At 61.2% G+C, this 26,536-nt stretch carries 29 protein-coding genes and 2 tRNA genes; 22 read left to right on the top strand and 9 right to left on the bottom strand.

The features are described from left to right. The first annotated feature begins 150 nt into the window (after nucleotides 1-150). From HJ536_RS06920 to HJ536_RS06945, 6 genes are all read left to right on the top strand, one after another. Entirely contained in the window at nucleotides 151-477 is a 327-nt protein-coding gene (locus HJ536_RS06920; RefSeq protein WP_177157153.1) for an ATPase inhibitor subunit zeta, read from the top strand. A 150-nt stretch (nucleotides 478-627) separates the two neighbouring features. Next, nucleotides 628-1,644 carry a betaine--homocysteine S-methyltransferase gene (gene bmt, locus HJ536_RS06925; protein ID WP_176855158.1) on the top strand — a complete coding sequence of 339 codons (1,017 nt, stop codon included), beginning with the start codon at nucleotides 628-630 and terminating at the stop codon, nucleotides 1,642-1,644. Nucleotides 1,645-1,767: 123 nt separating this feature from the next. Then, a complete protein-coding gene (locus HJ536_RS06930; RefSeq protein WP_176855159.1) occupies nucleotides 1,768-2,466 on the top strand; it encodes a corrinoid protein in 699 nt (232 codons plus the stop codon). 185 nt (nucleotides 2,467-2,651) lie between these two features. Beyond that, complete coding sequence (locus HJ536_RS06935) at nucleotides 2,652-3,731, top strand: Hint domain-containing protein (RefSeq protein WP_177157154.1); 1,080 nt, start codon at nucleotides 2,652-2,654, stop codon at nucleotides 3,729-3,731. 97 nt (nucleotides 3,732-3,828) lie between these two features. After that, the gene (locus tag HJ536_RS06940) at nucleotides 3,829-4,929 is read left to right on the top strand and encodes a Hint domain-containing protein (RefSeq protein WP_177157155.1); all 1,101 of its coding nucleotides are present in this window, start codon (nucleotides 3,829-3,831) and stop codon (nucleotides 4,927-4,929) included. Nucleotides 4,930-4,953: 24 nt separating this feature from the next. Then, entirely contained in the window at nucleotides 4,954-5,595 is a 642-nt protein-coding gene (locus tag HJ536_RS06945; RefSeq protein WP_177157156.1) for a DUF1638 domain-containing protein, read from the top strand. Here the strand turns inward: HJ536_RS06945 and HJ536_RS06950 are convergent. After that, complete coding sequence (locus HJ536_RS06950; RefSeq protein WP_177157157.1) at nucleotides 5,592-6,005, bottom strand: SufE family protein; 414 nt, start codon at nucleotides 6,003-6,005, stop codon at nucleotides 5,592-5,594. The genes HJ536_RS06945 and HJ536_RS06950 overlap by 4 nt on opposite strands. A gap of 127 nt (nucleotides 6,006-6,132) precedes the next feature. Between HJ536_RS06950 and HJ536_RS06955 the strand changes: the two genes are divergently transcribed. Next, on the top strand, nucleotides 6,133-6,600 hold the full coding sequence (locus HJ536_RS06955) for a hypothetical protein (RefSeq protein WP_177157158.1): 468 nt from the start codon (nucleotides 6,133-6,135) through the stop codon (nucleotides 6,598-6,600). Between the two features lie 67 nt (nucleotides 6,601-6,667). On the opposite strand, the gene rnd is transcribed toward HJ536_RS06955, so the two are convergent. The 3 genes from rnd to purM form a co-directional block, all read right to left on the bottom strand. Continuing rightward, a complete protein-coding gene (gene rnd / locus HJ536_RS06960) occupies nucleotides 6,668-7,825 on the bottom strand; it encodes a ribonuclease D (RefSeq protein ID WP_176855166.1) in 1,158 nt (385 codons plus the stop codon). 77 nt (nucleotides 7,826-7,902) lie between these two features. After that, nucleotides 7,903-8,472: a phosphoribosylglycinamide formyltransferase gene (purN, locus tag HJ536_RS06965; protein ID WP_177157159.1), complete on the bottom strand. Its 570-nt coding sequence runs from the start codon at nucleotides 8,470-8,472 to the stop codon at nucleotides 7,903-7,905. Next, nucleotides 8,469-9,518: a phosphoribosylformylglycinamidine cyclo-ligase gene (purM, locus tag HJ536_RS06970; RefSeq protein WP_177157160.1), complete on the bottom strand. Its 1,050-nt coding sequence runs from the start codon at nucleotides 9,516-9,518 to the stop codon at nucleotides 8,469-8,471. The genes purN and purM overlap by 4 nt, the downstream gene beginning before the upstream one ends. A 179-nt stretch (nucleotides 9,519-9,697) precedes the next feature. Here purM and HJ536_RS06975 point away from each other — a divergent pair. From HJ536_RS06975 to HJ536_RS06990, 4 genes are all read left to right on the top strand, one after another. Then, nucleotides 9,698-9,773 (top strand) — tRNA-Ile (locus HJ536_RS06975). A 144-nt stretch (nucleotides 9,774-9,917) separates the two neighbouring features. Then, nucleotides 9,918-10,682, top strand: coding sequence for an enoyl-ACP reductase FabI (gene fabI / locus HJ536_RS06980; protein WP_176855169.1), 765 nt, complete (start codon nucleotides 9,918-9,920; stop codon nucleotides 10,680-10,682). Nucleotides 10,683-10,712: 30 nt separating this feature from the next. Further along, nucleotides 10,713-12,092: a bifunctional enoyl-CoA hydratase/phosphate acetyltransferase gene (locus HJ536_RS06985; protein WP_177157161.1), complete on the top strand. Its 1,380-nt coding sequence runs from the start codon at nucleotides 10,713-10,715 to the stop codon at nucleotides 12,090-12,092. Continuing rightward, complete coding sequence (locus tag HJ536_RS06990; protein WP_176855171.1) at nucleotides 12,089-13,237, top strand: acetate/propionate family kinase; 1,149 nt, start codon at nucleotides 12,089-12,091, stop codon at nucleotides 13,235-13,237. The genes HJ536_RS06985 and HJ536_RS06990 overlap by 4 nt, the downstream gene beginning before the upstream one ends. Here HJ536_RS06990 and HJ536_RS06995 read toward each other — a convergent pair whose 3' ends face one another. Then, nucleotides 13,238-14,554: an ATP-binding protein gene (locus HJ536_RS06995; RefSeq protein WP_228028656.1), complete on the bottom strand. Its 1,317-nt coding sequence runs from the start codon at nucleotides 14,552-14,554 to the stop codon at nucleotides 13,238-13,240. A gap of 69 nt (nucleotides 14,555-14,623) precedes the next feature. Between HJ536_RS06995 and HJ536_RS07000 the strand changes: the two genes are divergently transcribed. The 8 genes from HJ536_RS07000 to HJ536_RS07035 all read left to right on the top strand — a co-directional run bounded on the left by HJ536_RS07000 (nucleotide 14,624) and on the right by HJ536_RS07035 (nucleotide 21,259). Further along, nucleotides 14,624-15,532: an MBL fold metallo-hydrolase gene (locus tag HJ536_RS07000; protein ID WP_177157162.1), complete on the top strand. Its 909-nt coding sequence runs from the start codon at nucleotides 14,624-14,626 to the stop codon at nucleotides 15,530-15,532. Between the two features lie 74 nt (nucleotides 15,533-15,606). Continuing rightward, nucleotides 15,607-15,681, top strand: a tRNA-Asn gene (locus HJ536_RS07005). A 416-nt stretch (nucleotides 15,682-16,097) separates the two neighbouring features. Further along, complete coding sequence (locus HJ536_RS07010) at nucleotides 16,098-17,195, top strand: TRAP transporter substrate-binding protein (protein WP_176855174.1); 1,098 nt, start codon at nucleotides 16,098-16,100, stop codon at nucleotides 17,193-17,195. A gap of 88 nt (nucleotides 17,196-17,283) precedes the next feature. Further along, nucleotides 17,284-17,859 carry a TRAP transporter small permease subunit gene (locus HJ536_RS07015; protein ID WP_176855357.1) on the top strand — a complete coding sequence of 192 codons (576 nt, stop codon included), beginning with the start codon at nucleotides 17,284-17,286 and terminating at the stop codon, nucleotides 17,857-17,859. 39 nt (nucleotides 17,860-17,898) lie between these two features. Beyond that, nucleotides 17,899-19,263 carry a TRAP transporter large permease gene (locus HJ536_RS07020; RefSeq protein ID WP_176855175.1) on the top strand — a complete coding sequence of 455 codons (1,365 nt, stop codon included), beginning with the start codon at nucleotides 17,899-17,901 and terminating at the stop codon, nucleotides 19,261-19,263. Nucleotides 19,264-19,268: 5 nt separating this feature from the next. Beyond that, nucleotides 19,269-20,609, top strand: a complete 1,341-nt coding sequence (locus HJ536_RS07025; protein WP_177157163.1) for an amidase — start codon at nucleotides 19,269-19,271, stop codon at nucleotides 20,607-20,609. A gap of 17 nt (nucleotides 20,610-20,626) precedes the next feature. Next, nucleotides 20,627-20,824: a hypothetical protein gene (locus tag HJ536_RS07030; RefSeq protein ID WP_177157164.1), complete on the top strand. Its 198-nt coding sequence runs from the start codon at nucleotides 20,627-20,629 to the stop codon at nucleotides 20,822-20,824. 231 nt (nucleotides 20,825-21,055) lie between these two features. Then, complete coding sequence (locus tag HJ536_RS07035) at nucleotides 21,056-21,259, top strand: hypothetical protein (RefSeq protein ID WP_176855177.1); 204 nt, start codon at nucleotides 21,056-21,058, stop codon at nucleotides 21,257-21,259. 49 nt (nucleotides 21,260-21,308) lie between these two features. Here the strand turns inward: HJ536_RS07035 and HJ536_RS07040 are convergent, their stop codons facing one another. The 3 genes from HJ536_RS07040 to HJ536_RS07050 are packed head-to-tail and all read right to left on the bottom strand — an operon-like array spanning nucleotide 21,309 to nucleotide 23,929. Beyond that, a complete protein-coding gene (locus HJ536_RS07040) occupies nucleotides 21,309-21,737 on the bottom strand; it encodes a hypothetical protein (protein WP_177157165.1) in 429 nt (142 codons plus the stop codon). 11 nt (nucleotides 21,738-21,748) lie between these two features. Further along, nucleotides 21,749-22,720, bottom strand: coding sequence for a PQQ-dependent catabolism-associated beta-propeller protein (locus HJ536_RS07045; protein WP_177157166.1), 972 nt, complete (start codon nucleotides 22,718-22,720; stop codon nucleotides 21,749-21,751). 18 nt (nucleotides 22,721-22,738) lie between these two features. After that, nucleotides 22,739-23,929: an ABC transporter substrate-binding protein gene (locus tag HJ536_RS07050; protein ID WP_177157167.1), complete on the bottom strand. Its 1,191-nt coding sequence runs from the start codon at nucleotides 23,927-23,929 to the stop codon at nucleotides 22,739-22,741. A 133-nt stretch (nucleotides 23,930-24,062) separates the two neighbouring features. Between HJ536_RS07050 and HJ536_RS07055 the strand changes: the two genes are divergently transcribed. Genes HJ536_RS07055 through HJ536_RS07065 form a run of 3 tightly spaced genes read left to right on the top strand, consistent with a single transcriptional unit; the run spans nucleotide 24,063 to nucleotide 26,021 of the window. Next, nucleotides 24,063-24,572 (top strand): DUF3280 domain-containing protein, encoded by a 510-nt coding sequence (locus HJ536_RS07055; protein WP_177157168.1) that lies wholly within the window; start codon nucleotides 24,063-24,065, stop codon nucleotides 24,570-24,572. Next, on the top strand, nucleotides 24,569-25,111 hold the full coding sequence (locus HJ536_RS07060; RefSeq protein ID WP_177157169.1) for an SRPBCC family protein: 543 nt from the start codon (nucleotides 24,569-24,571) through the stop codon (nucleotides 25,109-25,111). Before HJ536_RS07055 ends, HJ536_RS07060 begins: the two co-directional genes overlap by 4 nt. Then, nucleotides 25,095-26,021, top strand: a complete 927-nt coding sequence (locus HJ536_RS07065) for a YncE family protein (RefSeq protein ID WP_338082413.1) — start codon at nucleotides 25,095-25,097, stop codon at nucleotides 26,019-26,021. The genes HJ536_RS07060 and HJ536_RS07065 overlap by 17 nt, the downstream gene beginning before the upstream one ends. Here the strand turns inward: HJ536_RS07065 and HJ536_RS07070 are convergent. Further along, entirely contained in the window at nucleotides 26,018-26,530 is a 513-nt protein-coding gene (locus HJ536_RS07070; protein ID WP_177157171.1) for a PQQ-dependent catabolism-associated CXXCW motif protein, read from the bottom strand. The genes HJ536_RS07065 and HJ536_RS07070 overlap by 4 nt on opposite strands. Nucleotides 26,531-26,536: the final 6 nt, after the last annotated feature.

Below are 26,536 nucleotides of genomic sequence, written 5' to 3' on the forward strand. Positions count from 1 at the left end.
CCTGCTGTGGGCCCGAGAGGGGGGCCTTGATGCGCCCTCATAGAGCATGCCTTCAAATGTCGCAAGGTGGGGTCGAACCTATCCGTGCAGTCAGGCGGAATCAGGGCGCTAACATGCTACGCAAGTAATACATGGTAGAGGAGGTATTCCATGGGACTTTTTGACGACCGCGAACGGGCCTACGAAAACCTGCACGCGCACGAACAAGAAAAAACGTTTCTCGTCTCTTCCCTGCGAAGCCGCATGATGGCTGCTTGGGCGGCAGACATCATGGGCAAAACCGGACAGGAGGCCGAGGACTATGTCCGTCAGGTGGTCCATGCCGAAATTGCCGACCGCAACCACACCCAACATCCCAACACTCTACTGGATCGATTGTCCGAGGATCTGGGGGCCGCCATTAGCGCCGCCACCCTGAACCAGAAAATGGCCCTGATGACCAAAGAGGCGCAGGACCGCATCGAACGCGGAAACTGAACCGGTCACAGGAATAATTTCCTTCTGAATGGAAAAAACTGTAAATCCGGTCTGGCGGCGCGGGGCTCATGATGTTTATGACAATTTCGCATTTGAACCCGCCGCCAGACCGTGGCACCCGCAGTTTCAGGACACAGACAGGAATAGACTATGACCGATGCGCTGACCAAAATGCTTTCCGAACGCGACTGGCTGATGGCCGATGGCGCGACCGGAACCAACCTGTTCAACATGGGCCTGTCCTCGGGGGACGCGCCCGAGCTGTGGAACGCAGACCAGCCTGAAAACATCAAGAAGCTCTACAGCCTTGCCGTTCAGGCAGGCAGCGACCTGTTCCTGACCAACACCTTTGGCGGCAACGCCTCGCGTCTGAAGCTGCACAATGCGCAGGACCGCGTACGTGAACTCAACCGCCTTGGCGCCGCTCTGGGCCGCGAGGTGGCCGATGCCGCGGGCCGCACCGTGATCGTGGCGGGCTCGGTTGGGCCGACTGGCGATATCATGGCGCCAATGGGCTCGCTGACCCACGAACTGGCGGTCGAGATGTTCCACGAGCAAGCCGAGGGCCTGAAAGAAGGCGGCGCGGACGTGCTGTGGCTGGAAACCATCTCTGCCCCCGAAGAATACAAAGCCGCCGCTGAGGCGTTCGCCCTGGCCGGTATGCCCTGGTGTGGCACCATGAGCTTTGACACCGCCGGCCGCACCATGATGGGCGTCACCAGCGCGTCGATGGTCGATATGGTCGAGGCCCTGCCCAACCGTCCGCTGGCGTTCGGCGCCAACTGCGGCGTCGGCGCGTCGGACCTGCTGCGCACCGTGGCGGGCTTTATCGCCCAAGGCACCGAGATCCCCGTCATCGCCAAGGGCAACGCGGGCATCCCCAAGTACCACGACGGCCACATCCACTATGACGGCACCCCCGAGCTGATGGGCCAGTACGCCGTTCTGGCACGCGACATGGGCGCCCGCATCATCGGCGGCTGCTGTGGCACCATGCCCGAGCACCTGAAAGCGATGCGCGAGGCGCTGGAAAACACACCCAAAGGCCCGCGTCCGACCCTCGAGGATATCGCCGAGAAAATGGGCGGTTTCTCTTCGGCAAGTGACGGCACCGGCGACGATTCCGACGCCCCTGCCCGTTCGCGCCGCAGCCGTCGTCGCAGCTAAATCACATTCGTCGGTCACGCATTCGGGAATGTCGCAAACCGCGCAGCCCGAATGCCGATTTCCGACTTTTAGTACAGAAAAAGCAGGCCCTTCGGGCATCATCAATTTGCAAGGATACGCGCCATGTCGGAAGAAGACGACATCATCCTCTCGGAACTGAATGACGAGGAACTGGTCGAACAGATGATGGACGACCTCTATGACGGTCTCAAGGAAGAGATCGAAGAGGGCGTCAACATCCTGCTCGAGCGTGGCTGGACCCCCTATGACGTGCTGACCAAAGCTCTGGTTGCCGGCATGACCATCGTGGGCCACGACTTCCGCGACGGTATCCTGTTCGTTCCCGAAGTGCTGCTGGCTGCCAACGCAATGAAGGGCGGCATGGCCATCCTGAAGCCCCTGCTGGCCGAAACCGGCGCGCCCCGCATGGGCAAAATGGTTATCGGCACCGTCAAGGGCGACATCCACGACATCGGCAAGAACCTGGTTGCCATGATGATGGAAGGCGCAGGCTTCGAAGTGGTCGATCTGGGCATCAACAACGCAGTCGAGAAATACCTCGAGGCGCTGGAAACCGAAAAGCCCGAGATTCTGGGCATGTCGGCACTGCTGACCACCACCATGCCCTACATGAAGGTTGTCATCGACACCCTGTCGGAAAAAGGCATCCGTGACGACTATATCGTTCTGGTGGGCGGCGCCCCCCTGAACGAAGAGTTCGGCAAGGCCATCGGTGCCGACGCCTACTGCCGTGACGCCGCTGTTGCTGTCGAAACCGCCAAGGAATTCGTCAGCCGCCGTCACAACCAGATGAACGGCTAATCCGGTTCGGATACCGCAACGTCAACGCCGTACAGCCCGTGCTGTGCGGCGTTTTCTTTTGGGAATTAGTTACCCGGTAATACTTTGGTCCGTAAGCTAATTGTTGGGCCTTGGGTGGGTAAATCGTCCATGCTTGCAACCGTTTTTTCGATAAACGGCAGTGTAATCTTCAGGACGATCCGGCTATGGCCAATACCTTCAACGCGATCTATCTGGGCCAGTATGCGGTCATCGATCCGACCGAAGGCAACCAGTCGGCCGAGAACGCCGGTGCCCTAGTCGGGCTGACCTTTGGCGGCGAAGGTGCGCCGCTCTTGAACAACTTTGTCTCGATCTCTCCCAGTGGCGATCCGCAGGCCGAGTACGATCAGGACAACAATCTACACAACGACCAGTTCTGGGTGAATAATACCTATCAGCTGACCTTTGATGCGATCGCGCAGTACAACGCCACGATCACCTATGTGGATGGCACCTCGGTCACGCAGCCCATCGCGATTTTTCAGGACACCAACGGCTATACCTTTATGGCGCCCTATGCGTCGGCCAGCCCCTATCAGGACGCGCTTGAGGCGCAGGGTATCCGCTCGGTGACGCTGACCAGTCTGGTGGCCGATACGTGGCTCGGGATGACCTCGACCCGCCAGACTTGGAACTACGCGACGTGCTTTACCAGCGGCGCCCTGATCGAGACAGCGCGCGGCCCCCGCGCCATCGAGGCGCTGCAGGTCGGCGACATGGTGCGGACGCTGGATCACGGGATGCAGGCGATCCGCTGGATCGGCGCGGCCCGCGTGGCCGCCAAGGGGGTCTTTGCGCCTGTGCACCTTCAGGCCGGCACTCTGGGCAACACCCGCCCCATCCGCCTGTCCCAACAGCACCGCGTCCTGCTGACCGGCTGGCAAGTTGAACTGGTCGCCGGAGAGCCTGAAGCCCTGACCGCCGCCCGCAATCTGGTGAACGGCCGCGACATCACCCTGCAAAGCGGGGGCTATGTGACCTACTATCACCTGATGTTCGACCGGCACGAGATTGTCTTTGCCGACGGTCTGGCCAGCGAAAGCTTCCACCCCGGTGAAGCGGCTTGGTCGATGCTCAGTGAACCCGCGCGGCTGGAAATTCTGGGGCTGTTTCCGGGGGTCAAGGCCTTTGGTCTGCCCTACTATGGCGGCGTGACCCGCCCCGTGCTGAAGGCCCACGAAGCGCGGCTGGTCCGGTCGATGCAGACTGAGCCCGAAGCGCAGGTTCTGCAGATGGCGGTCTGACCACATCCAGTAAGTTAATTCAAACTTACCTAAATTACGCCACAATTGGTTAATACTTCGGGTCGTACGAGTTATCCTTTCGTACGAGTTCCGGACTATGGCAACCACGTTCAACGTTCTGTTTCTGGGTCAGTTGGCCAGCATCGACCCCACCGAGGGGAACGATACTGCGGAAAACGCCGGTGCCTTGGTCGGGATGACATTCGGTGCCAAGGGCGACCCCCTGTCCGATGATATCTACACGTTTTCAAAGAACAGGACGACGAACGCGATCTATCGCATGAACAACTCGGGGCGGAATGCCTATGACACGTTCAACGTCAATTACAACGGCACCAACTATACGCTGCAGCTGGATGCGACGGTTACCTACAACGCTCTGATCACTTACTCGGACGGGACCACGGCAACCATCACCGCCGTCGTGTTTCAGGACACCAACGGTTACACGTTTGTTGCGCCCGAATATTCGGCCAACGCCGATCAGGCCGCGCTCGAGGCCAAGGCGATCCGGTCGATCACGCTGCTTTCGCTCGAGAATGACACCTACTCGGGGATGAACGAGAGCCGCGAGACGTGGAACTATGTCGCCTGCTTTACCAAGGGCACCCTGATCGACACCATCGACGGCCCCCGCGCGATCGAGACCCTGAAAGCCGGTGATCTGGTCTGGACGCTGGATGATGGCTTCCAGCCCCTGCGCTGGATCGGCAGCAAACAGGTTGTCGGGATCGGTGATCTGGCTCCGGTCTTCTTTCAGGCGGGCGCATTGGGGGTGGATCGGGACATCATGGTGTCCCCCAATCACCGCATGTACCTCTCGGGTGGCGCCGTTGCCCTGCACACGGGCAGTGATGACGCGCTGGCCATGGCCAAGCATCTGGTGAACGGGGCCGAAGTGCGCCGCGTCGCGAAGCCCTCGGTCACCTATGTGCACATGATGTTCGACCGCCACCAGATCGTGCGCGCCAACGGCATTCTGTCCGAAAGTTTTCACCCCGGGGATTACGCGTTGGATGCGGTCGGTGCAGCCTGCCGCGAAGAGATCCTGACCCTGTTCCCGCAACTGGTCAGCCAGCCCGAGAGCTATGGCAGCGTCGCACGCTGTGCGATGAAAAAGCACGAGGTTGCCGCAATCCTGCGTGATGTAGTCGTGCCCTCGTCTTGGAACCGATCGGAATTTGACCTAGCGTGCTGATCCAATAGCAATGCAAGGTGCCCTATGGCTGTGACGCCCGACGACAACGAACTGACCTATAACGGCGCCACTCTGGGGGACACGGGCAAGGTGCTGCTGCTGGCCTGTGGAGCCCTCGCGCGTGAGGTTCTGGCTGTGCGCGATGCCAATGGCTGGACCCATCTGGATGTCACTTGCCTGCCCGCCATCCTGCACAACACCCCCGAGCGGATCCCCGACGCGGTCACCGAGGCCGTCACCAAACACCGCGCCGACTATGACCGGATTTACGTGCTCTACGCGGATTGCGGCACCGGCGGCTTGCTTGAAGCGCAGTGCAAACACCTTGGGGTCCAGATGATGCGCGGCCCCCATTGCTATAGCTTCTTCGAGGGGAACGAGGCCTTCGCCGCCCGGGACGAATTCATCGCCTTCTACCTGACCGATTTTCTAGTCAGGCAGTTCGATGCCTTTGTCTGGAAGCCCTTGGGGCTGGACCGGCATCCGTCCCTGCGGGACATTTATTTCGGGAACTACGAAAAGCTGGTCTATCAGGCCCAAACCGACGACCCTGCCCTGACCGCCAAGGCGCAGGAATGTGCAGATCGCCTGAACCTGCCGCTCGAGCGGCGCTTTACCGGCTATGGCGATCTGGAGACCGAAATGAAGGCGTTCGCGGCCGATTAGGCCGCCGCTGCCGCGCTGTATTCTTTCAGACGCTGGATCATCGCCCGCAGACCGTTCGACCGCTGCGAGGACAGGTTCTCCTCGAGCCCAAGTCGGGTCAGTTCGGCCTTGGCGTCAACCTTGGCGGCCTCGGAGGGCGGCAGACCGGAATAAAGGGTATGGAGCAGCGCGATCAGCCCGCGCACGATCATCGCATCGCTGTCGCCCTGAAAATCAAAGCGGTCCGCGGTCACTTCTGGGTGCAGCCAGACCTGACTGGCACAGCCGTCCACCTTGGTCGCGGGGACCTTTAGCGCATCGTCCATCGCGGGCATCTTCTTGCCCATCTCGATGACCATGCGATAGCGGTCCTCCCAATCATCCAGAAATTCGAAATCCTCGACAATTGCTTCGAATGCTTCGGTGGCCATGGGCGCTCCTTTTCGTTCCTGACGATCAGATAAGCCGTGCAGCCCCCAAGGTCCAGCCTGCAAAGGCTTTTCAACGCAGGCGGGATAGGTTAGCCCTGTGCACAAAGAATTATTCGAGGGCCGTTCGATGATCCGTACCCTGCCTGTCGCACTTTGCGCTGTATTGATGGTTTCCGGCTGTGGCAGCCGCCTCAACCCGATGAACTGGTTCGATTTCGGACCCGCAACCCCCGCTGATGCGGTGGCGTCCGAGGCCCCGATGACCGAGATCATCGCAGCCGCCAACAGCGAAAACCTGATCGCAGGGATCAAGGAACTGAAGGCCGAAGCCATCCCCGGCGGCATCATCCTGCGCGCGGTTGGCGTGGCGCAGACCCAACAGTACCACAGCGCCGAGCTGGTCGAATTCCCGACCGCCGAGGCTGGCGTCAAAGAGTTCGACTTCATCGCCCTACCCCCCGAGGTCCGCGCGCCCGTTGGCACCGAAGCGACCCGAGAAATCACCGTTGCAATCAAGCTGACCAACTATGCCCTCGACGGCATCCACCAACTGCGCGTCCGCAGCGCCTCCAATGTGCTGACCGTTCGCCGTTAACTGGGCTGGAACCGCGCAAAACAAAGGGGCCTCGTGGGCCCCTTTTTCGTGTGGGATGATTGCCGGATCACAGTTCGATGATGCGGACCCGTTCGCCCTTGGCGGTCAGTGCGATTTCGCCATCGCACAGGCGCAGGGCGTCGTTGCCAAAGACCTCTTTGCGCCAGCCGCGCAGGGCGGGTACATCACGCACACCAGCCGCAATCGCGTCCAGCTCGTTGGCCGAGGCGATCAGCTTCTGGGCCACGTCGGATTCAGCGGTTTTGGCCTTAAGCAGAACGCGCAGCAGGTCGGCCAGCGCGGGGTTGACCTTGAGCTTCTCGTTCTCGTCCTCGACCTTGGGCAGTTGGTCGGCGGGGCAATTCACACCGGCCTTGACCGCTGCCAGAATGCCATCGGCCACGTCACCCTTGCGGGCTTCGCGCAGCAGCAGGCGCGAACGGCCCAGATCCTTCATGTCCGCAGGCTTGGTCGAGGCCAGCTCGAGGATGGCGTCGTCCTTCATGATACGGCTACGGGGGATATCGTTCTTCTGGGCATATTCCTCGCGGAAGCGGGCCAATTCACGTACGACAGCCAGAAAACGGCCCGAGTTGGTGCGGGTTTTCACCTTCAGCCAGGCATCTTCGGGCTTGGTGATATAGGTGTCGGGGGTGGTCAGGGTGCCCAGTTCCTCGGACACCCATTTCGAACGGCCCGATTTCGCCAGACGGTCGCTGAGGTATTCATAGATATCGCGCAGGTGGGTCACATCGGCCAGTGCATAGGTTTTTTGCGCGTCCGACAGCGGACGGCGTGACCAATCGGTAAAGCGCGAGGTTTTATCCAGCGATTTCTTGGGGATCTTGCGGACCAGCGTCTCATAGCCCACCTGCTCGCCAAAGCCGCAGACCATCGCGGCAACCTGCGTGTCGAACAGCGGGTGCGGGATGACGCCGCGATCCACAAAGAAGATTTCCAGATCCTGACGGGCCGCGTGAAAAACTTTGACCACGCCAGCATCCTCGAACAGGGTGTACAGCGGGCTCAGGTCCAGACCATCCACCAGAGGGTCCACCAGAACGGCGTCGTTCACACCATCGCCACGAAAGGCCAGCTGGATCAGGCAGAGTTTCGAGTAATAGGTCCGCTCGCGCAGGAACTCGGTATCAACTGTCACATAGGGCGTTTTTGCTGCCTCTTGGCAGAACGCGGCCAGCTCTTCGGTGGTGGTGATGGTTTTCATTAACGCAATCTTTTTGTTCTTGGGTTGCGCCGCAGCCTAAAGCCGCACCGCGCGGCTTGCCAAGACCGCAGGCGCAATTAGTTCAGTTGCTCGACAAAGCGCCGGAAAACAGCGGGATAGAGGGCATGTTCTGCCTTCAGAACGCGCGCTGCCAGATCATCGGGCGTGTCGCTGGCCAGAACCGGCACGCGGGCCTGACCCAGAATGGGGCCATCGTCCAGCGCAGGGGTCACCATGTGGACGGTCACGCCGGCCTCGGTTTCGCCCGCTTCGATCGCGCGCTGGTGGGTGTGCAGACCCTTGTATTTGGGCAGAAGCGAGGGGTGGATGTTCAGCATCCGGCCCTGCCATTTCTGCACAAAAGACCCGTTCAGAACGCGCATAAAGCCCGCCAGACAGATCACGTCGGGGTTCGCGGCCAGCAGGGTTTCGTGAAGCTTGGTCTCGAACGCCTCGCGATCCGCGAAATCCTTGTGGTCCACGATGGCGGTGTCGATCCCCATGTCGCGTGCCTTCAGCAAACCGCCCGCATCGGGGCGGTTCGACACGACCAGCACGGGACGTGCGGGGTGATCGCCGGTCATAGACTCGGCAAGGCGGACCATGTTCGATCCGCCGCCCGAAATCAGGATCGCGGTCCGGATCAACGCAGGCTACCTTTGTAGCTGACGCCCTCGCCCGCGACGATCTTGCCCAAGGTGTAGACGGTTTCGCCCTGCTCCTCGAGCAGCGCCTTCAGGGCGTCTGCGCGATCGGCGGCCACGGACAGAACCATTCCAACACCGCAGTTAAAGGTCTTGAGCATTTCTTTTTCTTCGATGCCTGCAGCGTCCTGCAGCCATGCGAACACGGCGGGCAGTTCCCACGACGCCAGATCGATTTCCGCACCCAGACCTTCGGGGAAGACGCGGGGCAAGTTTTCGGTCAGACCGCCGCCGGTGATGTGGGCCAGCGCGTGAACGCCGCCTTCACGCACCGCCGCAAGGCACTGTTTGACATAAAGACGGGTCGGCGCCAGCAGAGCCTGACCAACGGTGCTGCCCTCGGCAAAGGGAGCGGCATCGTCCCACTTCAGGCCAGCGTGATCGACCACGCGGCGCACCAGCGAATAGCCGTTCGAATGCACACCGTTCGAGGCCAGACCCAGCAGAACGTCGCCTTCGGTGACGTTCGCGGGCAGATCCTCGCCACGCTCCATTGCGCCAACGGCAAAGCCCGCCAGATCGAAGTCGCCATCGTGGTACATGCCAGGCATTTCAGCGGTCTCGCCGCCGATCAGTGCGCAACCGGATGCCTCGCAGCCAGCGGCGATGCCGTTGATGATGGTCACGGCGCTGTCCAGTTCCAGCTTGCCGGTGGCAAAGTAGTCGAGGAACAGCAGCGGCTCTGCGCCTTGGCAGACCAGATCGTTGACGCACATGGCGACCAGATCGATGCCGATGGTGTCATAGTAGCCGGTGTCGATCGCGATACGCAGTTTGGTGCCCACGCCGTCGGTGGCCGATACCAGAATGGGATCGTTATAGCCTGCGGCCTTGAGGTCGAACAGGGCGCCAAAGCCACCCAGACCAGACATCACGCCGCTGCGCTTGGTGCGTGCAGCTGCCGGTTTGATGCGATTGACCAGCTCGTTGCCTGCGTCGATGTCTACGCCTGCATCCGCATAGGTCAGCCCGTTCTTGCCTTCGGTCATGTCGGTCCCCTTTTGTCGCGTTAGCGTGCCGATACCCAAATGCCGCGCCAAGAGCAATGGCACAGATGGGCCTTGGAGCGCGAAACTGACACGAAATATCGTCCTGCGTGCAGGGTTTGCGCGGATTGCACCCAGCCCTTGACGACAATCGCGCCTGTGTCTAGGTATCGGCGCACTGGGGGCCTGTAGCTCAACGGTTAGAGCAGAGCGCTCATAACGCTTTGGTTGCGGGTTCAAATCCTGCCGGGCCTACCAGATCATCCCCAGCCCCCTGCAAAAGAGCAATTGCCCAAAGCGCGGGCAGCAGTCCGATTGGTCGCAGGGATGACATGCGATTGTGCTCCAACCTTCACAAAACTCATCTAAGCTGCTGTCAGGTCGTACAAAACGGGGGACGGTATGTTTTCACTTGCAGGTAAAAAGGCTCTGGTCGTCGGGATCGCGAACGAACATTCGATCGCTTACGGCATCGCAAAGGCGCTGAAATCGCAGGGCGCCGAGGTCGCGATCACCTATCTGAACGCCAAGTCCCGCCCCTATGTTGAGCCTTTGGCGGCCGAGTTGAAGGCCCCGATCTTTATGCCCCTGAACGTGCAGGTTTCGGCCCAGCAGGACGCCCTGTTCGCGGCCATCGCCGACCAGTGGGGCACCATCGACATTATCGTCCATTCGATCGCCTTCTGCCCGATGGAGGACCTGCACGGCCGCGTCACCGATTGCTCGCGCGAGGGGTTCCTGACCGCGATGGATGTGTCGGTCCATTCCTTTTTGCGCCTGATCAAAGCGGCCGAGCCCATGATGCCCAATGGTGGCACCTGCATGACCGTCAGCTATTACGGGGCCGAAAAGGTGATTGACCATTACAATATCATGGGTCCGGTAAAATCGGCGCTCGAGTCGGTGACGCGCTATACCGCCGCCGAACTGGGGCCCAAAGGCATCCGCATTCACGCACTGTCGCCCGGACCGTTGGCGACCCGTGCGGCCAGTGGGATCGACCACTTCGACGCTCTGCTGAACGCTGCCGCTGACCGCGCACCGACCCATCATCTGGCGACCATCGACGATGTGGGGGCCTATGCGGCGTTTCTGGCCAGCGACGGGGCGACCAACGTAACCGGCGGCGTGCACATGATCGACGGCGGTTATTCCATCGTCAGCTAACCCGAAATTCCGCCCAAAAGGCATCCCCTTATGACCATATTGAAAAACACGCCCTTTGACGCGCTCGAAGTCGGCATGACCGCCGAGGCAGAGCGCCTGTGCGTCGCCGATGACTTCTTTGTCTTTGCCCATAGTTCGGGCAACCTGAACCCCCTGCACCTGCCCGCCGAGGATGGCGATGGGGACGGCCGCCCCGAGGCTGTCGCGCCCTCTGCGTGGATCGGGGCGCTGATCTCGGGCGTGCTGGGGAACCGTTTGCCCGGCCCCGGCACCCTCTATGAAAGCCAGACGCTGGAATGGACCGGCCGCGCCCATGCGGGCGATACCCTGATCACCCGCGTCACCCTGACCGAGAAGCTGGACGGCAACCGCGCCCGTTTCGCCACCACGGTCAGCATCAAGGACGGCCCCGAAATCCTGAAGGGCGAGGCGGTCGTGATCGCTCCCACCACCCAGCGCAGCTTTGATCTGCACGACATCCCCGGCTTGCGGGTCCAGAGCCATCTGCACTTTGACCGCCTTCTGGCCGAGGCAGAGCCCCTGCCCCCGATCCCCACCGCCGTCGTCGCCCCCGAAGAAGCTAACAGCCTAGGCGGCGCGCTACTGGGGGCCGAGCACACCATCATCCGCCCGATCCTGATCGGTGACGCGGCCAAGATGCACGCCGCCGCCGCCGAACTGGGCAAGGACCTGAGCGGCTACGAGATCATTGACGAACCCTCGCACACGGCCGCTGCCGAAACCGGCGTCCGGCTGGTGAACGAAGGCCGCGCCAATGCCTTGATGAAGGGGCACCTGCACACCGATATCCTGCTGTCGGCGGTTCTGAAATCCGGCACCGGTCTGCGCGTTGGTCGCCGCCTGAGCCATGTGTTCGTGATGGACGTGCCGGGGCTGGACCATCTGCTGTTTGTCAGCGACGCGGCGATCAACATCGCCCCTGATCTGGAAACCAAAGTGGACATCATCCAGAACGCCATTGATCTGGCCATCGCCCTTGGCATCGCGGTGCCCAAGGTCGGCGTTCTGTCCGCCGTGGAAACCGTGACGCCCAAAATCCCCTCGACCCTCGACGCGGCGATCCTGTCCAAGATGGCAGATCGCGGGCAAATCCGCGGGGGCGAAGTGGACGGCCCCCTTGCCATGGACAACGCCGTGGACATCGCCGCTGCCCGCACCAAGGGCATCCGATCCGCCGTTGCAGGCCGCGCCGAAATCCTGATCGCGCCCAACCTGGAAAGCGGCAATATGCTGGCCAAGGAACTGACCTTTATCGCCGGGGCCGAGGCTGGCGGGATCGTTCTGGGGGCCAAATGCCCGATCATCCTGACCTCGCGTTCCGATGACGACAAGGCGCGGCTGGCCTCCTGCGCCATCGCCGCCCTTTATGCACGAAAGGCCACCGTATGAGCGTTCTGCTGACCCTGAATGCGGGCTCCAGTTCGCTGAAATTCTCGGTCTATCCCACGGGGGACGGGCCGGCGCTGGCGCATGGGCAGATCGAAAAGATCGGCTCTGACGATGCACGGATGGAATTCAACCACGGCAACCAGCAGTTCCGCAGCAATGTTGGCCAGCTGGACCACGCAGGTGCCCTGAGCCACATCCTGTCTGAAATCGAAACCCGTCTGGAGCGGTCGCGCATCGTGGCGGTCGGGCATCGGATCGTCCATGGCGGCCCTGATTTTGACGCGCCCCAACGCCTGACCCCCGAGGTTCTGGACAAACTGGCCGAGTTCGAACCCCTCGCGCCGCTGCATCAGCCGCACAATCTGGCGGGCGTGCGGGCCGCCATCGCGGCGTTCCCCGATGCAGTACAGATCGGGTGCTTTGACACCGCTTTCCACCGGCATCACCCATGGGTCAACGACACCTTTGCCCTGCCCCGCAAGTATTACGACCAAGGGGTCCGACGTTATGGGTTTCACGGGCTCAGCTATGATTTCGTGACCGGCCGCTTGGCCGAGATCGACAGCCACGCCGCCCACGGACGCACGGTGATTGCCCATCTGGGGAACGGTGCCTCCATGTGTGCGGTGCTGGACGGGCAGTCCATCGGCTCGACTATGGGGTTCTCGGCGCTGGACGGGTTGCCGATGGGCACCCGCTGCGGGCAGCTTGATCCCGGCGTGCTGCTGTACCTGATGGACCACGAAGGAATGGACAGCACTCAGATCACCAACCTGCTTTACAAGGAAAGCGGGCTCTTGGGTCTGTCCGGTCTGAGCAACGACATGCGCACCCTCCAAGAGGCTGGCACGCCTGAAGCCGAGCAAGCCATCGCCTATTATACCTTCCGCATCCGGCGCGAATTGGGGGCGATGGCGGCAATCCTTGGGGGGCTGGATACGCTGGTATTCTGCGGCGGCATTGGCGAGCATTCGACCCGCATTCGGTCCGAGGTTTGCCGCGGGATGGAGTGGCTGGGAATCCAGCTGGACCCTGCCGCCAACGCCATGCATCTGAGCGTTATTTCCACCGGCCGCGCTACCGTGCGCGTCATCCCCACGGACGAGGAAATCGTGATCGCCCGCGCGGTGCGCGCCGCCCTGTAATCAGCGCGGCAACACCAGATCGGCCATCAGGCCCCCCAGATCATCGCTCTGGTCCAGGCGCAGACTGCCGCCATGGGCCCGAGCGATGTCGGTCACAATCGCCAGCCCCAGGCCCACACCGCTGCCCTTGTTCTGGTTGCGCGACGGGTCGAGGCGAGAGAATGGCTTGACCGCCTCGCCCCGCTGATCGGGGGGAATACCGGGGCCGTTATCCTCGATCCGGAAGCGGACCGAGCGTTCGCCGACCCGCACGGACAGGCGCGCTTCGGTGCCATAGCGGACCCCGTTGCCGATCAGGTTCTCGACTGCGCGGCGCACGGCCACGGGGCGCAAACGGGCGGGACCGGTGCCTTCGACCTCTCCGAGGCTTACGGGCATTCCCGAGCGTTCGTAGCCAGACACGATGTCCTGCGCCAGTTGGATGGGGTCGATCAGTTCCGGCTCGCCCTCACTGTCGCCTTTGGCAAAGCTCAGGAATTCGTCCAGCAGGTGCTGCATCTCGGTGACGTCGTTTTCCAGATCCTCGCGGCTGTCATCGTCGATCATGGACAGGCCCAGTTTCAGACGGGTCAAGGGGGTGCGCAGGTCGTGGCTGACCCCGGACAACATCAAGGTGCGCTGTTCGATCTGCCGTTCAATCCGCGCCCGCATCTCGAGGAAGGCGTTCCCTGCCGCGCGAACCTCGATCGCGCCGCCGGGTTTATAAGGCACATGACGGCCTTTGCCGAACGCCTCGGCGGCGGCGGCCATGCGTTTGATGGGCCGCAACTGGTTGCGCAGGAACGAATAGGCGATCAGTGTCATGAACGCCCCCGCAACCAGCGTCCAAACGAGCAGCTGATGGGGGTTGGAGGCCGACACCTTGGTCCGGTCAAAGCTGAACATCCCTGTCCCAGCAGGTAGCTCCACATAAACCGCGACACGTTTGTCATCGGGCAGATCGACGGACAGAAGGTTGGGCACGACCTCTTGCAGCACGTCGATCACCACACTGCCCGAAAAATCATAGAACCGCCGCCGCGCAGGCAGCGGGCCCGTCGCCGCCGTATCCACCACACTGAACTGTAGCCCGAACTGGCGCGACAGGGCGCGGCCCGACTGGATCACCACTTCGGGGTCCTCGTCCGGCAGTTGCGAAGAGATATATACCACGTCCAGCCCGAGCCCTTGGGTCAGCTGGCGGGTCACGTCTTCGAAGTGGCGCTGGATAAAAGTTACAGACACAACCAGCTGCACAGTCAGCACTGGCAGGATCAGGATCAGTGCCGCCCGCCCATAAAGGCTGCGCGGCATATATTTTTTGAGCCATAAAAACATTCTTCTATTGCTAATCTGTTCCGCTGCGGTTGCAATCGGTGAAAACGCAGGCACGACCGAAAGTCGCCCATGACCGATCCACTCAGCCCGTCTATCGCTGGCCGTTCCATCCGGCTGGAGCCCGATATCCGTCGCATTCTGGCACCGAACCCTTCGCCCATGACCTATGTGGGGACGAACACCTATGTGCTGGGCCAAGGGGCGGTTTGTGTGATTGATCCCGGCCCTGACAGTGACGCGCATCTCGAGGCCATTCGGGCCGCCCTGAAACCGACCGAGCGTGTGGCCGCAATCCTGTGCACCCATGCCCATCTGGATCATTCCCCCCTGTCCAGCCGTCTGCGCGATGTGACCGGTGCGCCGGTCTATGCGTTCGGCACCGCCTTTGCCGGAGAAAGCCCCGTCATGGCCGATCTGCGCGCCGAGGCGGATTTGGGCGGCGGCGAAGGGATCGACCATAGCTTTGTGCCCGACATCCTCTTGGCCGATGATCAGGTGCTGCGGGTCGGCGCGCTGGACATTCGGGCGATCTGGACGCCGGGTCATTTGAGCAACCACATGTGCTTTCTGACCAAGGACCGGATGTTCTCGGGCGATCATGTGATGGGATGGGCGACGTCCATGATCTCGCCGCCCGATGGGGATCTGGGGGCCTTCATGGCGTCTTTGCGCAAACTGCAACCGATCAAGGCCCGCGTCTATTACCCCGGTCATGGCGAGGCCGTGCACCACCCCCAGAAGCGCGTCGAAGAATTGCTCGCTCACCGCAGCCAGCGCGAATCCCAGATCCTGTCGGCCCTGTCCCAGCAAAAAGGCAGCGCCAAAGAACTGGCGGAACGCATCTATACAGAGATCGATCCAGCCCTGATCCCCGCCGCAGCGCGGAATGTTCTGGCCCATCTGATTGCCCTGACCCAACAAAACAAGGTTCAACCGGCCGCAAAGATCGCGCCCGACGTAGTCTTTGAAATCGCCTGACATTTTTTTTGATTTTTTTGCTTTTCCCCTCTGGACCTCGGCCCGCGGTTTAGGCATATACGCCCCCACAGTGTTCCGGCGTAGCTCAGCGGTAGAGCAGTTGACTGTTAATCAATTGGTCGTAGGTTCGATCCCTACCGCCGGAGCCACTGTGAAAATCCCCACATCGTCAAACGGTTAAGCGTATTTTTGCGCCGCCAAATCCTGTCGTTTTGCGTCGGGGTTTACGGGCCTTTTCGGTGTCCCGATTTGGCACAGGCGCGCACCCCATCCGCCCGAACATAGCCCTTGGGATAGGTAACGAGACCCTTCGTAAAATCCGCCATCTAGTTTGCGCCATCAGCCTTTCAGGCACACCCTTACCGTGCAGGAATTCGCCTAGCGGCACCGCAGCGCGGGAAAAATCTGTCTTTTTCCCGTGTCTTATTCCGAAAGGTGGAAAATTGGTAAATTTTATTAGTCGGTTTTGGCGTTCGACACGTAGACTCCGCACAGACCAACGCAAAGGATTGGTCTTGGGCGCTTGGAGGAGAAGCGCTCTACCGCAAAAAAGGGGAGGATAAAAATGTCAGATACAATGAACCGTCGCAAGTTCCTGCGCAGTGGGGCCATGATGACCGGTGCCGCTGCTTTGGCCGCTCCGGCGATTGCCCGCGCTGAACCCAAAACGATCAAGATGCAGGCCGCCTGGGGAGGCGGCATTTTTCTTGAAAACGCACAGTCTTATGTGAACCGTGTTAACGAAATGGCTGGCGGCGCGCTGAAGATCGACCTGCTGGCCGTGGACTCGGTGGTCAAGACCAGCCAGATGCAGGACGCCGTTCACCGCGGGGTTCTGGATGCAGCGCACTATGTGCCCGCCTACTGGTACTCGAAATCCAAGGCCGCATCTCTGTTCGGCACTGGCCCCTGCTTTGGCTGGTCCTCGCAAGAGGTTCTGGGCTGGGTCTACTATGGCGGCGGTCAGGAGCTGTTCGACGAACTGATGGCCAGCCTTGGCCTGAACGTGGTGTCGTTCTTCAACTCGCCGATGCCCGCGCAGCCGCTGGGTTGGTTCAAAAAGGAAATCACCGACGCCGCGCAGATGAAGGGCCTGAAGTACCGCACCGTCGGTCTGGCCGCAGACGTCATGCTGGAAATGGGAATGTCGGTTGTGCAGCTGCCCGGCGGTGAAATCCAGCCTGCGATGAAGTCCGGCCTGATCGACGCGGCCGAGTTCAACAACCCGACCTCGGACCGTGACTTCGGGATGCAGGACGTGGCCAAGGAATACATGCTGGCCTCGTTCCACCAGAGCCAGGAGTTCTTTGAAGTGACCTTCAACAAGAAACTCTACGAAGGTCTGCCGACCGAGCTTCAGTCGATCCTGCGCTATGCGTCGGAAGCCGAGAACTCGAACTTCTACTGGAACAACACCAAGCGCTACGCCGAGGATCTGGACAGACTCCAGTCTGAATCGGGCGTGAACGTGCACCGGACGCCGGATGCGGTCATGGCTGATCAGCTGGTCGCATGGGACAAGGTGGTTGACCGTATCTCGGCCGAAGACCCGTTCTTTGCCAAGGTCGTCGAGAGCCAGAAGGCCTATGCCAAGCAGGTGATGAACTATCTGAACCTGAACCAGCCCGACTACAAGCTGGCCTACAACCACTACTTCGGCTGATCCCCACCGGGTCACCAGTTGCAACAGTCTGTCGGGGGCGGCCTAGCGCGGCCCCCGCTGGACACGTGCACCTTGGGAGAGAGAGTTGATCACAAAATTTGTCTATACCATCGAGGGCCTGAGCCTTTGGGTGGGACGTGCCTTTGGCTGGTGCATCCTGATCCTGACGCTGTCGGTCTCTTACGAGGTTTTCGTCCGGTACGTTTTGAACGCGCCGACGGTTTGGGCCTTTGACATCATGGTCCAGATGTATGGCGCGCTGTTTTTGATGGCGGGGCCCTATGCGCTGGCGCAGGATGCCCATGTGCGGGGCGACGTGATGTACCGACTGTTCCCCGTCCGCTGGCAGGCGCGCGTGGATTTCCTGCTCTACCTCGTGTTCTTCTTTCCGGGGATGCTGGCGCTGTTCTGGTACGGCTGGGAAATCGCCCAAGACAGCTGGCGGTACAAGGAAGTCAGCTGGAACAGCCCTGCCCGCATTCAGGTCTACTTCTTCAAGACGCTGATCCCCGTGGCCGGTTTTCTGCTGCTGCTCCAAGGTCTGGCCGAATTGGTCCGCTGCTGGCGCGCCATGAAAAGCGGTGAATGGATGCCCCGTCTGGCAGACGTTCGGGAAACCGAAGACCTGCTGATGGAAGACACCAGCCACACGCCCAACCCGTGATCCGACCAGACTTCGGACAAAGAAAAAGAGACAAGGACGATGACTGATCCACAGGTTGCCATTCTCATGCTCAGCATGTTTATCGTGCTGGTTTTGCTTGGATTTCCGATTGCCTTTACGCTGGTCGCGATGGGTGTCGGCTTTGGCTACTATGCCTATTCCAGTGGGGCGCCCGAGAGCATCTCGGACATCTTTAACAACAACATCTTCTACCTTCTGAACCAGAACACCTATTCGGTGATGGAGAACGACACGCTGGTCGCCATCCCGCTGTTCCTGTTCATGGGCTATGTGGTGGAACGCGCGAACATCGTGAACCGCCTGTTCTATTCGCTGCAAATGGCGGCGCGGAACCTGCCCGGTTCGATGGCGATTGCGGCGCTGCTGACCTGCGCCGTGTTCTCGACCGCGTCGGGGATCGTGGGCGCGGTGGTCACGCTGATGGGCCTCTTGGCGTTTCCGGCGATGAACAACGCCGGTTATGACAAGAAATTCGCCGCCGGTGTGATCTGCGCTGGCGGTACGCTGGGTATCCTGATCCCGCCGTCGATCATGCTGATCGTCTATGCAGCGATCGCGGAACTGTCCCCGCTGCGCCTTTATGCGGCGGCGATGTTCCCCGGTCTGATGCTGGCGGGCCTCTATATCGTTTACGTGATCGTGCGGGTCTGGCTGAACCCCAACCTCGCCCCCAAACCGCGGTCCGAGGACGTGCCCCCGCAAGCGCAAATCTACCGCGATCTGATCATCTCGTTCGTGCCGCTGACCGTGCTGATCTTCCTGGTGCTGGGGTCGATCCTTGGTGGTCTGGCAACCCCCGCCGAAGCAGCGGCGATGGGCGCTTTGGGCGGCTTGGTTCTGGCGGCGATCTACCGCTCGCTCAGCTGGCAGAAGGTCAAGGAAAGCGTCTTTCTGACCGCCAAAGCTACCGCCATGGTGTGCTGGCTGTTCGTGGGCTCTTGGACCTTTGCGTCGGTGTTCAGCTACCTTGGTGGTCACGACATCATCAAGGATTGGTTCGTGCACATGGACCTGACCCCGGTCGAATTCCTGCTTTTGGTCCAGCTGATCATCTTCCTTCTGGGCTGGCCGCTGGAGTGGTCGGAGATCCTGATCATCTTCGTGCCGATCTTCCTTCCGATGCTCGACCATTTCGGTGTGAACCCGTATTTCTTTGCGATGCTGGTGGCGCTGAACCTGCAAACCTCGTTCCTGACCCCGCCGATGGCGATGTCGGCCTACTACCTCAAGGGCGTTTTGCGGGACCAGATCGAACTGATCGACATCTTCAAGGGCATCCTGCCCTATCTGGGGATCGTGATTTTCTCGATGGTGATGCTCTACATCTTCCCGGGGATTGCGCTGTGGCTGCCTGACTACCTGTTCGGCGAATATGTGCAGTGACGATGATGCTGCACACACCGCCCAACGGGCTGACCGCCACTGACGCAGCCGAGCGTATCCGCCAAGGCTGGCTGTCCTCCGAAGATCTGGTGCAGGCCTGCCTGCGGCGGATTGATGAAACCGAGCCCACGCTTCAGGCGTGGGCCCATCTGGACCGTGAAGGCGCGATTGCCCGTGCCCGCGAACTGGACGATCTGCGCCGCCGCGGTCGCCCCTTGGGGCCGCTGCACGGGGTGCCCGTCGGGCTCAAGGACATCATCGACACCCGCGATATGCCCACCCAGCGCGGCACGCCCATCCATGCGGGCCGCCAGCCCGAACAGGACGCCCGCATCGTCGAGCGCCTGAAAGAGGCCGGCGCGGTGATCATGGGCAAAACCGTGACTACCGAGTACGCCTTTGTGCACCCGAACGGCACGCGCAACCCCCACAACCCCGAGCACACTCCCGGCGGGTCGTCCAGCGGGTCGGCGGCGGCGGTTGCTGCCTATAACATGCCGCTGGCGATCGGGACGCAGACGAACGGGTCGGTGATCCGGCCTGCCTCTTTCTGCGGGGTGGTCGGGTTCAAGCCCACGAACGGGGTGATCTCCCGCGCGGGGCTGCTGCAAACCTCGGTGTCGCTGGACCAGATCGGGGTGTTCGCGCGGTCCGCCCGCGATGCGGCGCTCTTGGTCGATGTGATCGGCGGCTATGACCAGACCGATCCGAACAGCTATGCCAATGCCCGCCCCGACTGCCGCGCCGGTGCCGAAGCTGACGCCCCCGTGCCGCCCGATCTGGTGTGGATCGACCTGCCCTATCACGACCGCCTGTCACCCGACGCCCGCGACGGGATGGACGAGGTTCTGTCCGCCCTTGATGGCCGTGTCGAACGGGTGACCGGTGATGCGCAACTGTCGGGGTTGATCGACGTCCAGCGGATCATCCACGAATACGAAATCGTCCACCATCTGGCCGAGGATTTCACCGCCCATTGGGACCGGATCAGCGCAACCTTGCAGCAGATCATCACCCGGGGGCGCCAGATTTCCGAGGCCCAGTATCAGGACGCTCTGGGGGTCAAAGCCTCGGCCGAGAAGTGGTTCGAGAGCTTTTTTCACGACTTCGACGCCGTGATTGCCCCCAGTGCCGCAGGCGAGGCGCCCCTGTTCAGCGCGGGCGGCACTGGCGATCCGGTGTTCTGCACGATCTGGACTTTGGCGGGTCTGCCCACGTTGACCCTGGCCCTGCTGACCGGTGCCAAAGGCCTGCCCATTGGCGTCCAACTGATCGGCAGCGCCCAACAGGACGACCGTCTGCTGCGTACCGCGCGGTGGCTGGAACACCATCTCGACGCTCATTAACCCCAAGGAGACAACACATGCTATCTCGTCAAATGCAAATCGTGGTCGCGATCCTCGGGACCGCATTGATGGCAACCTTTGTGATCGGGCTTGCGCACTCGATCTCGACCGGATTTGCGGGGTTCTGGGGCGGGCTTCCGGTCACCATCATCGTCGCGATCGTGCTGATCATGGCCCTCTATGACCTGTGGGAAGAAACCATTCGCAAGGACTGACCCAAGGGACTCAGGGAAAAATCACGAACCCCGCTACGACACCGGAGCGGGGTTTTTCTGTGTTTTCAGGGCTGCGACACCACGTCACCGCTCTAAATATGAGATGAAATATTGTGCATCTGCCCTAGATCGCACAAAAGACGGCGCCCAAATTGCAAAATTTGGCGCATGTTTTCGCTGCATCGCAGCAATAGTAAAGGTACCCCTCCCGTCTGTTTGAAAGGACGCCCCATGATCGAGTTGCTTTTTACGGCCTGTCTGGCTTCGACCCCCGGCATTTGCGAAGAGAAAAGCCTGACCTTCGTTGATGTCACTCCGATGGCTTGCATGATGGGCGCGCAGCCCGAGCTGGCCAAATGGCAGACCGAGCACCCCAAGTTCACCGTCCAAGGCTGGAAGTGCCGCGCGGTGAACCTGAACGCACAGAACGCCTGATCACACTCGCACGCGGCCCGTCAGAGGAGGGGCTGTCCGCGTGCGGCACCTACTGGATCGTGATGTCGACCCGCTGGGTTTCCCCGGTGGTCTTCGGAATGCGCAGGAAATACTGGCCGGGTTTGATGGCCAGAAACTCGATCTCCATCGAGCCGGCCTCGTCAAACTCGACGCTTTCCATGCCAAAGGGACGCATTTCGATGCTGTTCACCACGACCTCGTTCACCCAGATCGCGCGAAAGAACCCCGGCCCCTCGAGGCCCAGTTCGCCCGATCCGTCCGCTTCGATCTCCAGCTCGTAGAGCGTGCCGGATTTCAGGGTGATCGGCCCTTCGGCGATGGGTTTGCCGACAGACAGGGTGATGCCCGGCATTTCCTCTTTGTTGGTTTTGGACAGGACGCCCGCAAAGCCATAGTCGTGGGCCATCGCGCCGGTCCCGATCAGAGCCATCGCCCCCGCTGCAATCAATCGTTTCATCTTCTCTCCCCTTAATGCGGTGCAACCACGACGCCCCAAGGCTGCTGGCCTACGGGGATCGACTGGATCGCCTTTTCCTTGGCCACGTCGATGACTGTGATGTCGTTGGAGTTGCCGTTGGTGGTCAGCAAGTATTTCTGGTCCGGCGTAAAGGCCATCTGCCAGACGCGCTGGCCAACCAGAATGTAATCCTTGACCTCCAGCGTGGCGCCGTCGATCACCGCCACGCGGTTCGCGGGCCCCAAGGCCACAAAGATCCGGCTGCCGTCCTGCGTCACGCGGATGCCGACAGGTTGCAACCATTCGGGTGTCACACCGCCAACCTCGAAGTGGATCTTCTTGACCAAGTTCGGGGTGCCGTCCTCGGCCACGTCGATCACAGACACGGTGCCGCCAATCTCGGCGCTGACGAACAGCCGCTTGCCATCGGGCGTGTATTCCACGTAGCGCGGGCGCTGATCCACCAGGACGTTATGCTTGATCTCGTAGTCCGCGGTGGAAATGAAATGCGCCATGTTGGTGGTTTCGGAAGTGTTGATCACGAACTGGCTGTCGGGCGAAATCGCCATCCCCTCAGGTTCGACGCCCACGGGGATTTCCGCGATCACCGTGTGGCTTTCGGTGTCGGTCACGGTGACCAGATTGTCATCCTCGTTCGCGATATAGAGGGGGTTGCCCGACGGATGCAGCACGAACAGTTCCGGGTCTGCGCCCGAAGGCAGCGAATAGAGTTCCTCTAGGGTTTCGGTGCTGAAAACTTTGACCTGATCGTCGTCCGAGGCACAGACATAGAGCAGCTTGCCATCGGGGCTGATCGTGATCCCCCGCGGCCGGTTGCCACCAAAGAATTCGGTCTCGACCTGCCAGGTGTTGGTGTCGATCACCGTCACCGTATTGCCCCGCTCGTTCGTCACAAAGGCGCGGTTGGCCGAAACGCCGGTCGCCGCAATCACTAGGGCCGTGGTCAGTAACAACGTTTTCACAGGGGCTCTCCCAGAGGTTCAGTTGAAGGCGTGGCAAGGGCTCTCGGCCCGGTCCAGACCCAGAGTATCCAGCGGCGAGGTCTGGTGCAGAAAGCCGTCCTGAGGGCTGACCGACACCGTAATATGATCGTCAAACAGCAGGATCGGCTGGCGCATTTGCCCGTCCCAGTCGCGGAAGGTCACCTTTTGCCCTTTGAACGCGGCCAGCTCGAATTTATCGGACAGGATGTAGTCGCGGATGGTCTGCACATCGTTACCGCCTGTGCGGGTCACGGCCTCTCCGAGGACGCGCAGGGCTAGCCAAACGTTGTAATCCTCTTCGTGGACATAGCGGCCGGTAAGCGCCTCAAAGCGGGTGTGATACTGGGTGGCGCCCCAAGCCTCGTGCGCGGCATGGAAGGTCACGGGACGCAAACCAGCCGAGCCCATCACAGGACGCGGGTCCCACAGGTGATAGGGCAGATAGGCGGCGAAATAGTCCGTATTGTCGGCGGCAATCACCACATCATGGCGGGACAGCCCCTGCATAAAGGTCGGTAGTTGCCGCTGCACCAACACATGGCCTGAATCCGTGCGGCGTGTGCCGCCGGTATCCTCGAAGGTGCGGCTTTCGACGATCTTGGCCCCGAATTTCTTGGCCGCACGTTCATAGCTTTGACCCAACTCCTGATCCGCAGGGTTGGAGCCCTGAATCAGCACCCAGCGGGGCCACTTCTTCCACATGGCGAATTGGGCGACCGCATCGGCGTTCATGTCGTTCGAGGGCGCGATATGCAGCAAGTTGGCGCGGCATTCGGTACCACGCAGGGCATTGTCATGGGCGGCGGCGTTCAGGGTGATCCCGCCCGCCTCGGCCACCGCATCGGCGACCTTCAGGGTATCGGCACCATTGGCGACCACGACCACATAGGGCATCCCGCCCGCCACCAGTTCGCGCGCCTTGGCCTCGGCCTCATCAGCGGTCACGGCAAAGGTCTGCGTTTCATAGGTGTGCCCCAGAAACCGGCCGGTGGTGCTGTTGTCTTCGTCGGCCAACGCGGCCCCCGCGAACCCCAGATCAAAGGGGCGCAGATTGAACCGCGAGATGGGCAAAATCTTCTGGTAATCAACGCGCAGGACAGCCGCCTTCACCTCGACCGCCTGCGCGGATGCCACACCGGTAAAAGCCAATGTAATTGCTACCCACAATGACCGTAACGGTGCTGGCATACCCTCTCCTGACTATGGTTCCATTCGCTGGATACCAGCGCATACATCGAACCTTGCCAGAGGGTTACAGCGCCCCGATACCGATACTTTCGGATCAATTGGCAGATGGCCCGCGCCCGATGACGATGCCTGTATGCTACGGAACACCGCCCTCGCCCTGATCTGCCTGACCGCCCTTAACAGCGCCGCCGAAGCCGCTGGAAAGGTTGCATTTTTCGGGATCACCTATCTGGACACTTCGCTGCAAACGACCGAACTGGGCCAAGACCCCGCCGAACTGGCGCGGATCGAGATGCTGACCCAGATGGTGCGCGATGCGTTCGAGGGTGGCGGGTATGACCTGCTGGATCTGGCCCCCATTCAGGACAAGCTTGATACGGTGGTAAACCCCGCCAAATGCTATGGCTGCGACACGCGGATGGCCGCCACTTTGGGCGCCGATTATTCTCTGGTCGGCGAGGTGCAGAAGGTCTCGAACCTGATCCTGAGCATGAATTTACAGATGCGCGATGCGGCGACCGGCACCATGGTTGCGGGCCGCGTCGTGGATATCCGCAACAACACGGATGAGAGCTGGCAACGCGGTATGCGCTACATCCTGAAAACGACGTTCTTCAAGGAAGACAGGGGAGGAAAGAAATGAAACGACGCAGTTTTCTGGTCGCAGCGGCCTTGGCCGCGCTGCCGGGAATGGCGCTGGCCCACGGGCCCAGTCGCCAGAAAATATCCCTGACCACCGAGGTCGCAGCCGCCCCCGAAGAGGTCTGGGCCACCATCGGCAACTTTCAGGATATGAGCTGGCATCCGGCGGTCCATTCCAGCACCGGCGAGGGCGGAAATAATATCGACGCCACCCGCCTGCTGGTCTTGGGCCAAGAAGGCGGCCCAACCATCGCCGAAGTGCTGTACAAATACGACGCGGCCAAGATGACCTATTCCTACCGGATCACTGATGTCGCGGTCGAGGTTCTGCCCGTCACCAACTATTCGTCCCACCTGACTGTCACGCCCCGCGATGGCGGCGGCTCCAAGATCGAGTGGAAGGGCGCGTTCTATCGCGGCTATCCGAACAACGATCCGCCGCCCGAACTGAACGACGAAGCCGCGATTGCCGCCGTGACCGGCGTGTATCAGGCCGGTCTGGATGCTTTGGTCGCGAAATTCGGTGCGCCGGGGTCTTGATCTGGTGGCGGGGCTGCTGATCGCCGCCCTGCCCGCCCACGCTGATATGGCTTATGTCACCTGCCAGAACGGGGATGCGCTGAGCGTCTTCGATCTGGATCAGGGCGTCGAGGTCGCCCGCTGGAGCCTACCCGGCCAACCGGCGGGCATTGCCGTGTCCGATGATGCGGTGTTCACCGTTGCGCCTATGGCCAAGGCCGTGCGGCGCCACGACCCCATGACCGGAGAGGTCCTGACCGAAGCGGTGCTGGACGGTGGCCCCACGGGCATCGCGCTGGATATCACGCACGGCCACCTCTTTGTGTCCGACTGGTACAACGCGCGGATCTGGGTGCTGGACAGCACCGATCTGACGGTTTTGCAGGAACTCAGCGTCGGGTCCGCCCCCGCGGGTCTGGACGTGTCCGAAGATGGCCGTCTCTTGGCCAGCGCGGATCGGGACGCCAATCAGGTGTCGTTCTTTGACGCGGACTCCCTGTCGTTGCTGGGGCGCGTGACGGTGGGCGAACGGCCCTACGGCCTGCGGTTTCACAAGGATGGACGGCTGTTCGTCGGCAATGTGGGCACCAACGACATCAGCGTGATTAACCCAGCCGTTTTGCAGGTGGTTGGCACCATTCCGGTGGGTGAACGCCCCTATGGGGTTGGGTTTTCCGGCAATCTCGGGTTCGCCACGAACCAGTATGCCAACACACTCAGCGTCTTTGACGCCACCACGCTGGAGCCGATCAAAGAGATCGACACCAACGAATATCCCGAGGGGATCGACACCACTTCGGACGGTAAAATTGTGATCGCCAACTGGTTCGACAACACCATCCAGATCATCGACCCAACCACACAAGACATCACTGCCACGCTGGAAACCGCTGACGGTCCCCGCGCCTTTGGCCGGTTCATCCGCCCCTAGTTTTCGGGCATCGGTTTGATCTGCTCCGTTGGCAGATCCATAAAGGTCCACCCGTCTGTGCCATCGGGCAGCCAGCTGACCGACGTGTAGCCGAGTTCGATCGCCCGCTTGGCGGCGTTATAGGACATCCAGCATTCCTCTAGGCAGAAGAACACCAAGGGATGCGCTTTGTCCCCTTGGCTGGCGACATCGAGCCCGCGCTTGAAATAGTCCAGGTTCACATCTGCCAACTGCCCGTAGCCCGTATTCGGCAGCCAGATCGCGCCGGGAATGGAATGGCGGGGTTTGTCGCGCCAGATCGTGCCAGCGGGCAGATTGGGGGGCTTGGGCGCTTGGGGCAGGACGTCGACGAAACCGGCGGTCCCTGCCCGCCAGATCGCCTCGGCCTGGTCTACAGACAGAACGGTTCCGCCGGATAGCTCCGACGGAACCGGTGCCCGATAGTCGTCGATGCGGTAGCCGTCGGGCTCGGCCACCTGCGCGAGGACAGCCATGGGCAGGCAGGACATAACAGC

Origin of the sequence: Donghicola mangrovi (assembly GCF_013377535.1) — a bacterium.
Taxonomy (GTDB): Bacteria; Pseudomonadota; Alphaproteobacteria; order Rhodobacterales; family Rhodobacteraceae; genus Donghicola; species Donghicola mangrovi.

Bases quoted from the DNA above. Each gene is read 5' to 3' on its own strand.
- HJ536_RS06920 (WP_177157153.1), top strand. From the start codon at position 151: ATGGGACTTTTTGACGACCGCGAACGGGCCTACGAAAACCTGCACGCG.
- bmt (WP_176855158.1), top strand. From the start codon at position 628: ATGACCGATGCGCTGACCAAAATGCTTTCCGAACGCGACTGGCTGATG.
- HJ536_RS06930 (WP_176855159.1), top strand. From the start codon at position 1,768: ATGTCGGAAGAAGACGACATCATCCTCTCGGAACTGAATGACGAGGAA.
- HJ536_RS06935 (WP_177157154.1), top strand. From the start codon at position 2,652: ATGGCCAATACCTTCAACGCGATCTATCTGGGCCAGTATGCGGTCATC.
- HJ536_RS06940 (WP_177157155.1), top strand. From the start codon at position 3,829: ATGGCAACCACGTTCAACGTTCTGTTTCTGGGTCAGTTGGCCAGCATC.
- HJ536_RS06945 (WP_177157156.1), top strand. From the start codon at position 4,954: ATGGCTGTGACGCCCGACGACAACGAACTGACCTATAACGGCGCCACT.
- HJ536_RS06950 (WP_177157157.1), bottom strand. From the start codon at position 6,005: ATGGCCACCGAAGCATTCGAAGCAATTGTCGAGGATTTCGAATTTCTG.
- HJ536_RS06955 (WP_177157158.1), top strand. From the start codon at position 6,133: ATGATCCGTACCCTGCCTGTCGCACTTTGCGCTGTATTGATGGTTTCC.
- rnd (WP_176855166.1), bottom strand. From the start codon at position 7,825: ATGAAAACCATCACCACCACCGAAGAGCTGGCCGCGTTCTGCCAAGAG.
- purM (WP_177157160.1), bottom strand. From the start codon at position 9,518: ATGACCGAAGGCAAGAACGGGCTGACCTATGCGGATGCAGGCGTAGAC.
- fabI (WP_176855169.1), top strand. From the start codon at position 9,918: ATGTTTTCACTTGCAGGTAAAAAGGCTCTGGTCGTCGGGATCGCGAAC.
- HJ536_RS06985 (WP_177157161.1), top strand. From the start codon at position 10,713: ATGACCATATTGAAAAACACGCCCTTTGACGCGCTCGAAGTCGGCATG.
- HJ536_RS06990 (WP_176855171.1), top strand. From the start codon at position 12,089: ATGAGCGTTCTGCTGACCCTGAATGCGGGCTCCAGTTCGCTGAAATTC.
- HJ536_RS06995 (WP_228028656.1), bottom strand. From the start codon at position 14,554: ATGTTTTTATGGCTCAAAAAATATATGCCGCGCAGCCTTTATGGGCGG.
- HJ536_RS07000 (WP_177157162.1), top strand. From the start codon at position 14,624: ATGACCGATCCACTCAGCCCGTCTATCGCTGGCCGTTCCATCCGGCTG.
- HJ536_RS07010 (WP_176855174.1), top strand. From the start codon at position 16,098: ATGTCAGATACAATGAACCGTCGCAAGTTCCTGCGCAGTGGGGCCATG.
- HJ536_RS07020 (WP_176855175.1), top strand. From the start codon at position 17,899: ATGACTGATCCACAGGTTGCCATTCTCATGCTCAGCATGTTTATCGTG.
- HJ536_RS07025 (WP_177157163.1), top strand. From the start codon at position 19,269: ATGCTGCACACACCGCCCAACGGGCTGACCGCCACTGACGCAGCCGAG.
- HJ536_RS07030 (WP_177157164.1), top strand. From the start codon at position 20,627: ATGCTATCTCGTCAAATGCAAATCGTGGTCGCGATCCTCGGGACCGCA.
- HJ536_RS07035 (WP_176855177.1), top strand. From the start codon at position 21,056: ATGATCGAGTTGCTTTTTACGGCCTGTCTGGCTTCGACCCCCGGCATT.
- HJ536_RS07040 (WP_177157165.1), bottom strand. From the start codon at position 21,737: ATGAAACGATTGATTGCAGCGGGGGCGATGGCTCTGATCGGGACCGGC.
- HJ536_RS07050 (WP_177157167.1), bottom strand. From the start codon at position 23,929: ATGCCAGCACCGTTACGGTCATTGTGGGTAGCAATTACATTGGCTTTT.
- HJ536_RS07055 (WP_177157168.1), top strand. From the start codon at position 24,063: ATGCTACGGAACACCGCCCTCGCCCTGATCTGCCTGACCGCCCTTAAC.
- HJ536_RS07060 (WP_177157169.1), top strand. From the start codon at position 24,569: ATGAAACGACGCAGTTTTCTGGTCGCAGCGGCCTTGGCCGCGCTGCCG.
- HJ536_RS07070 (WP_177157171.1), bottom strand. From the start codon at position 26,530: ATGTCCTGCCTGCCCATGGCTGTCCTCGCGCAGGTGGCCGAGCCCGAC.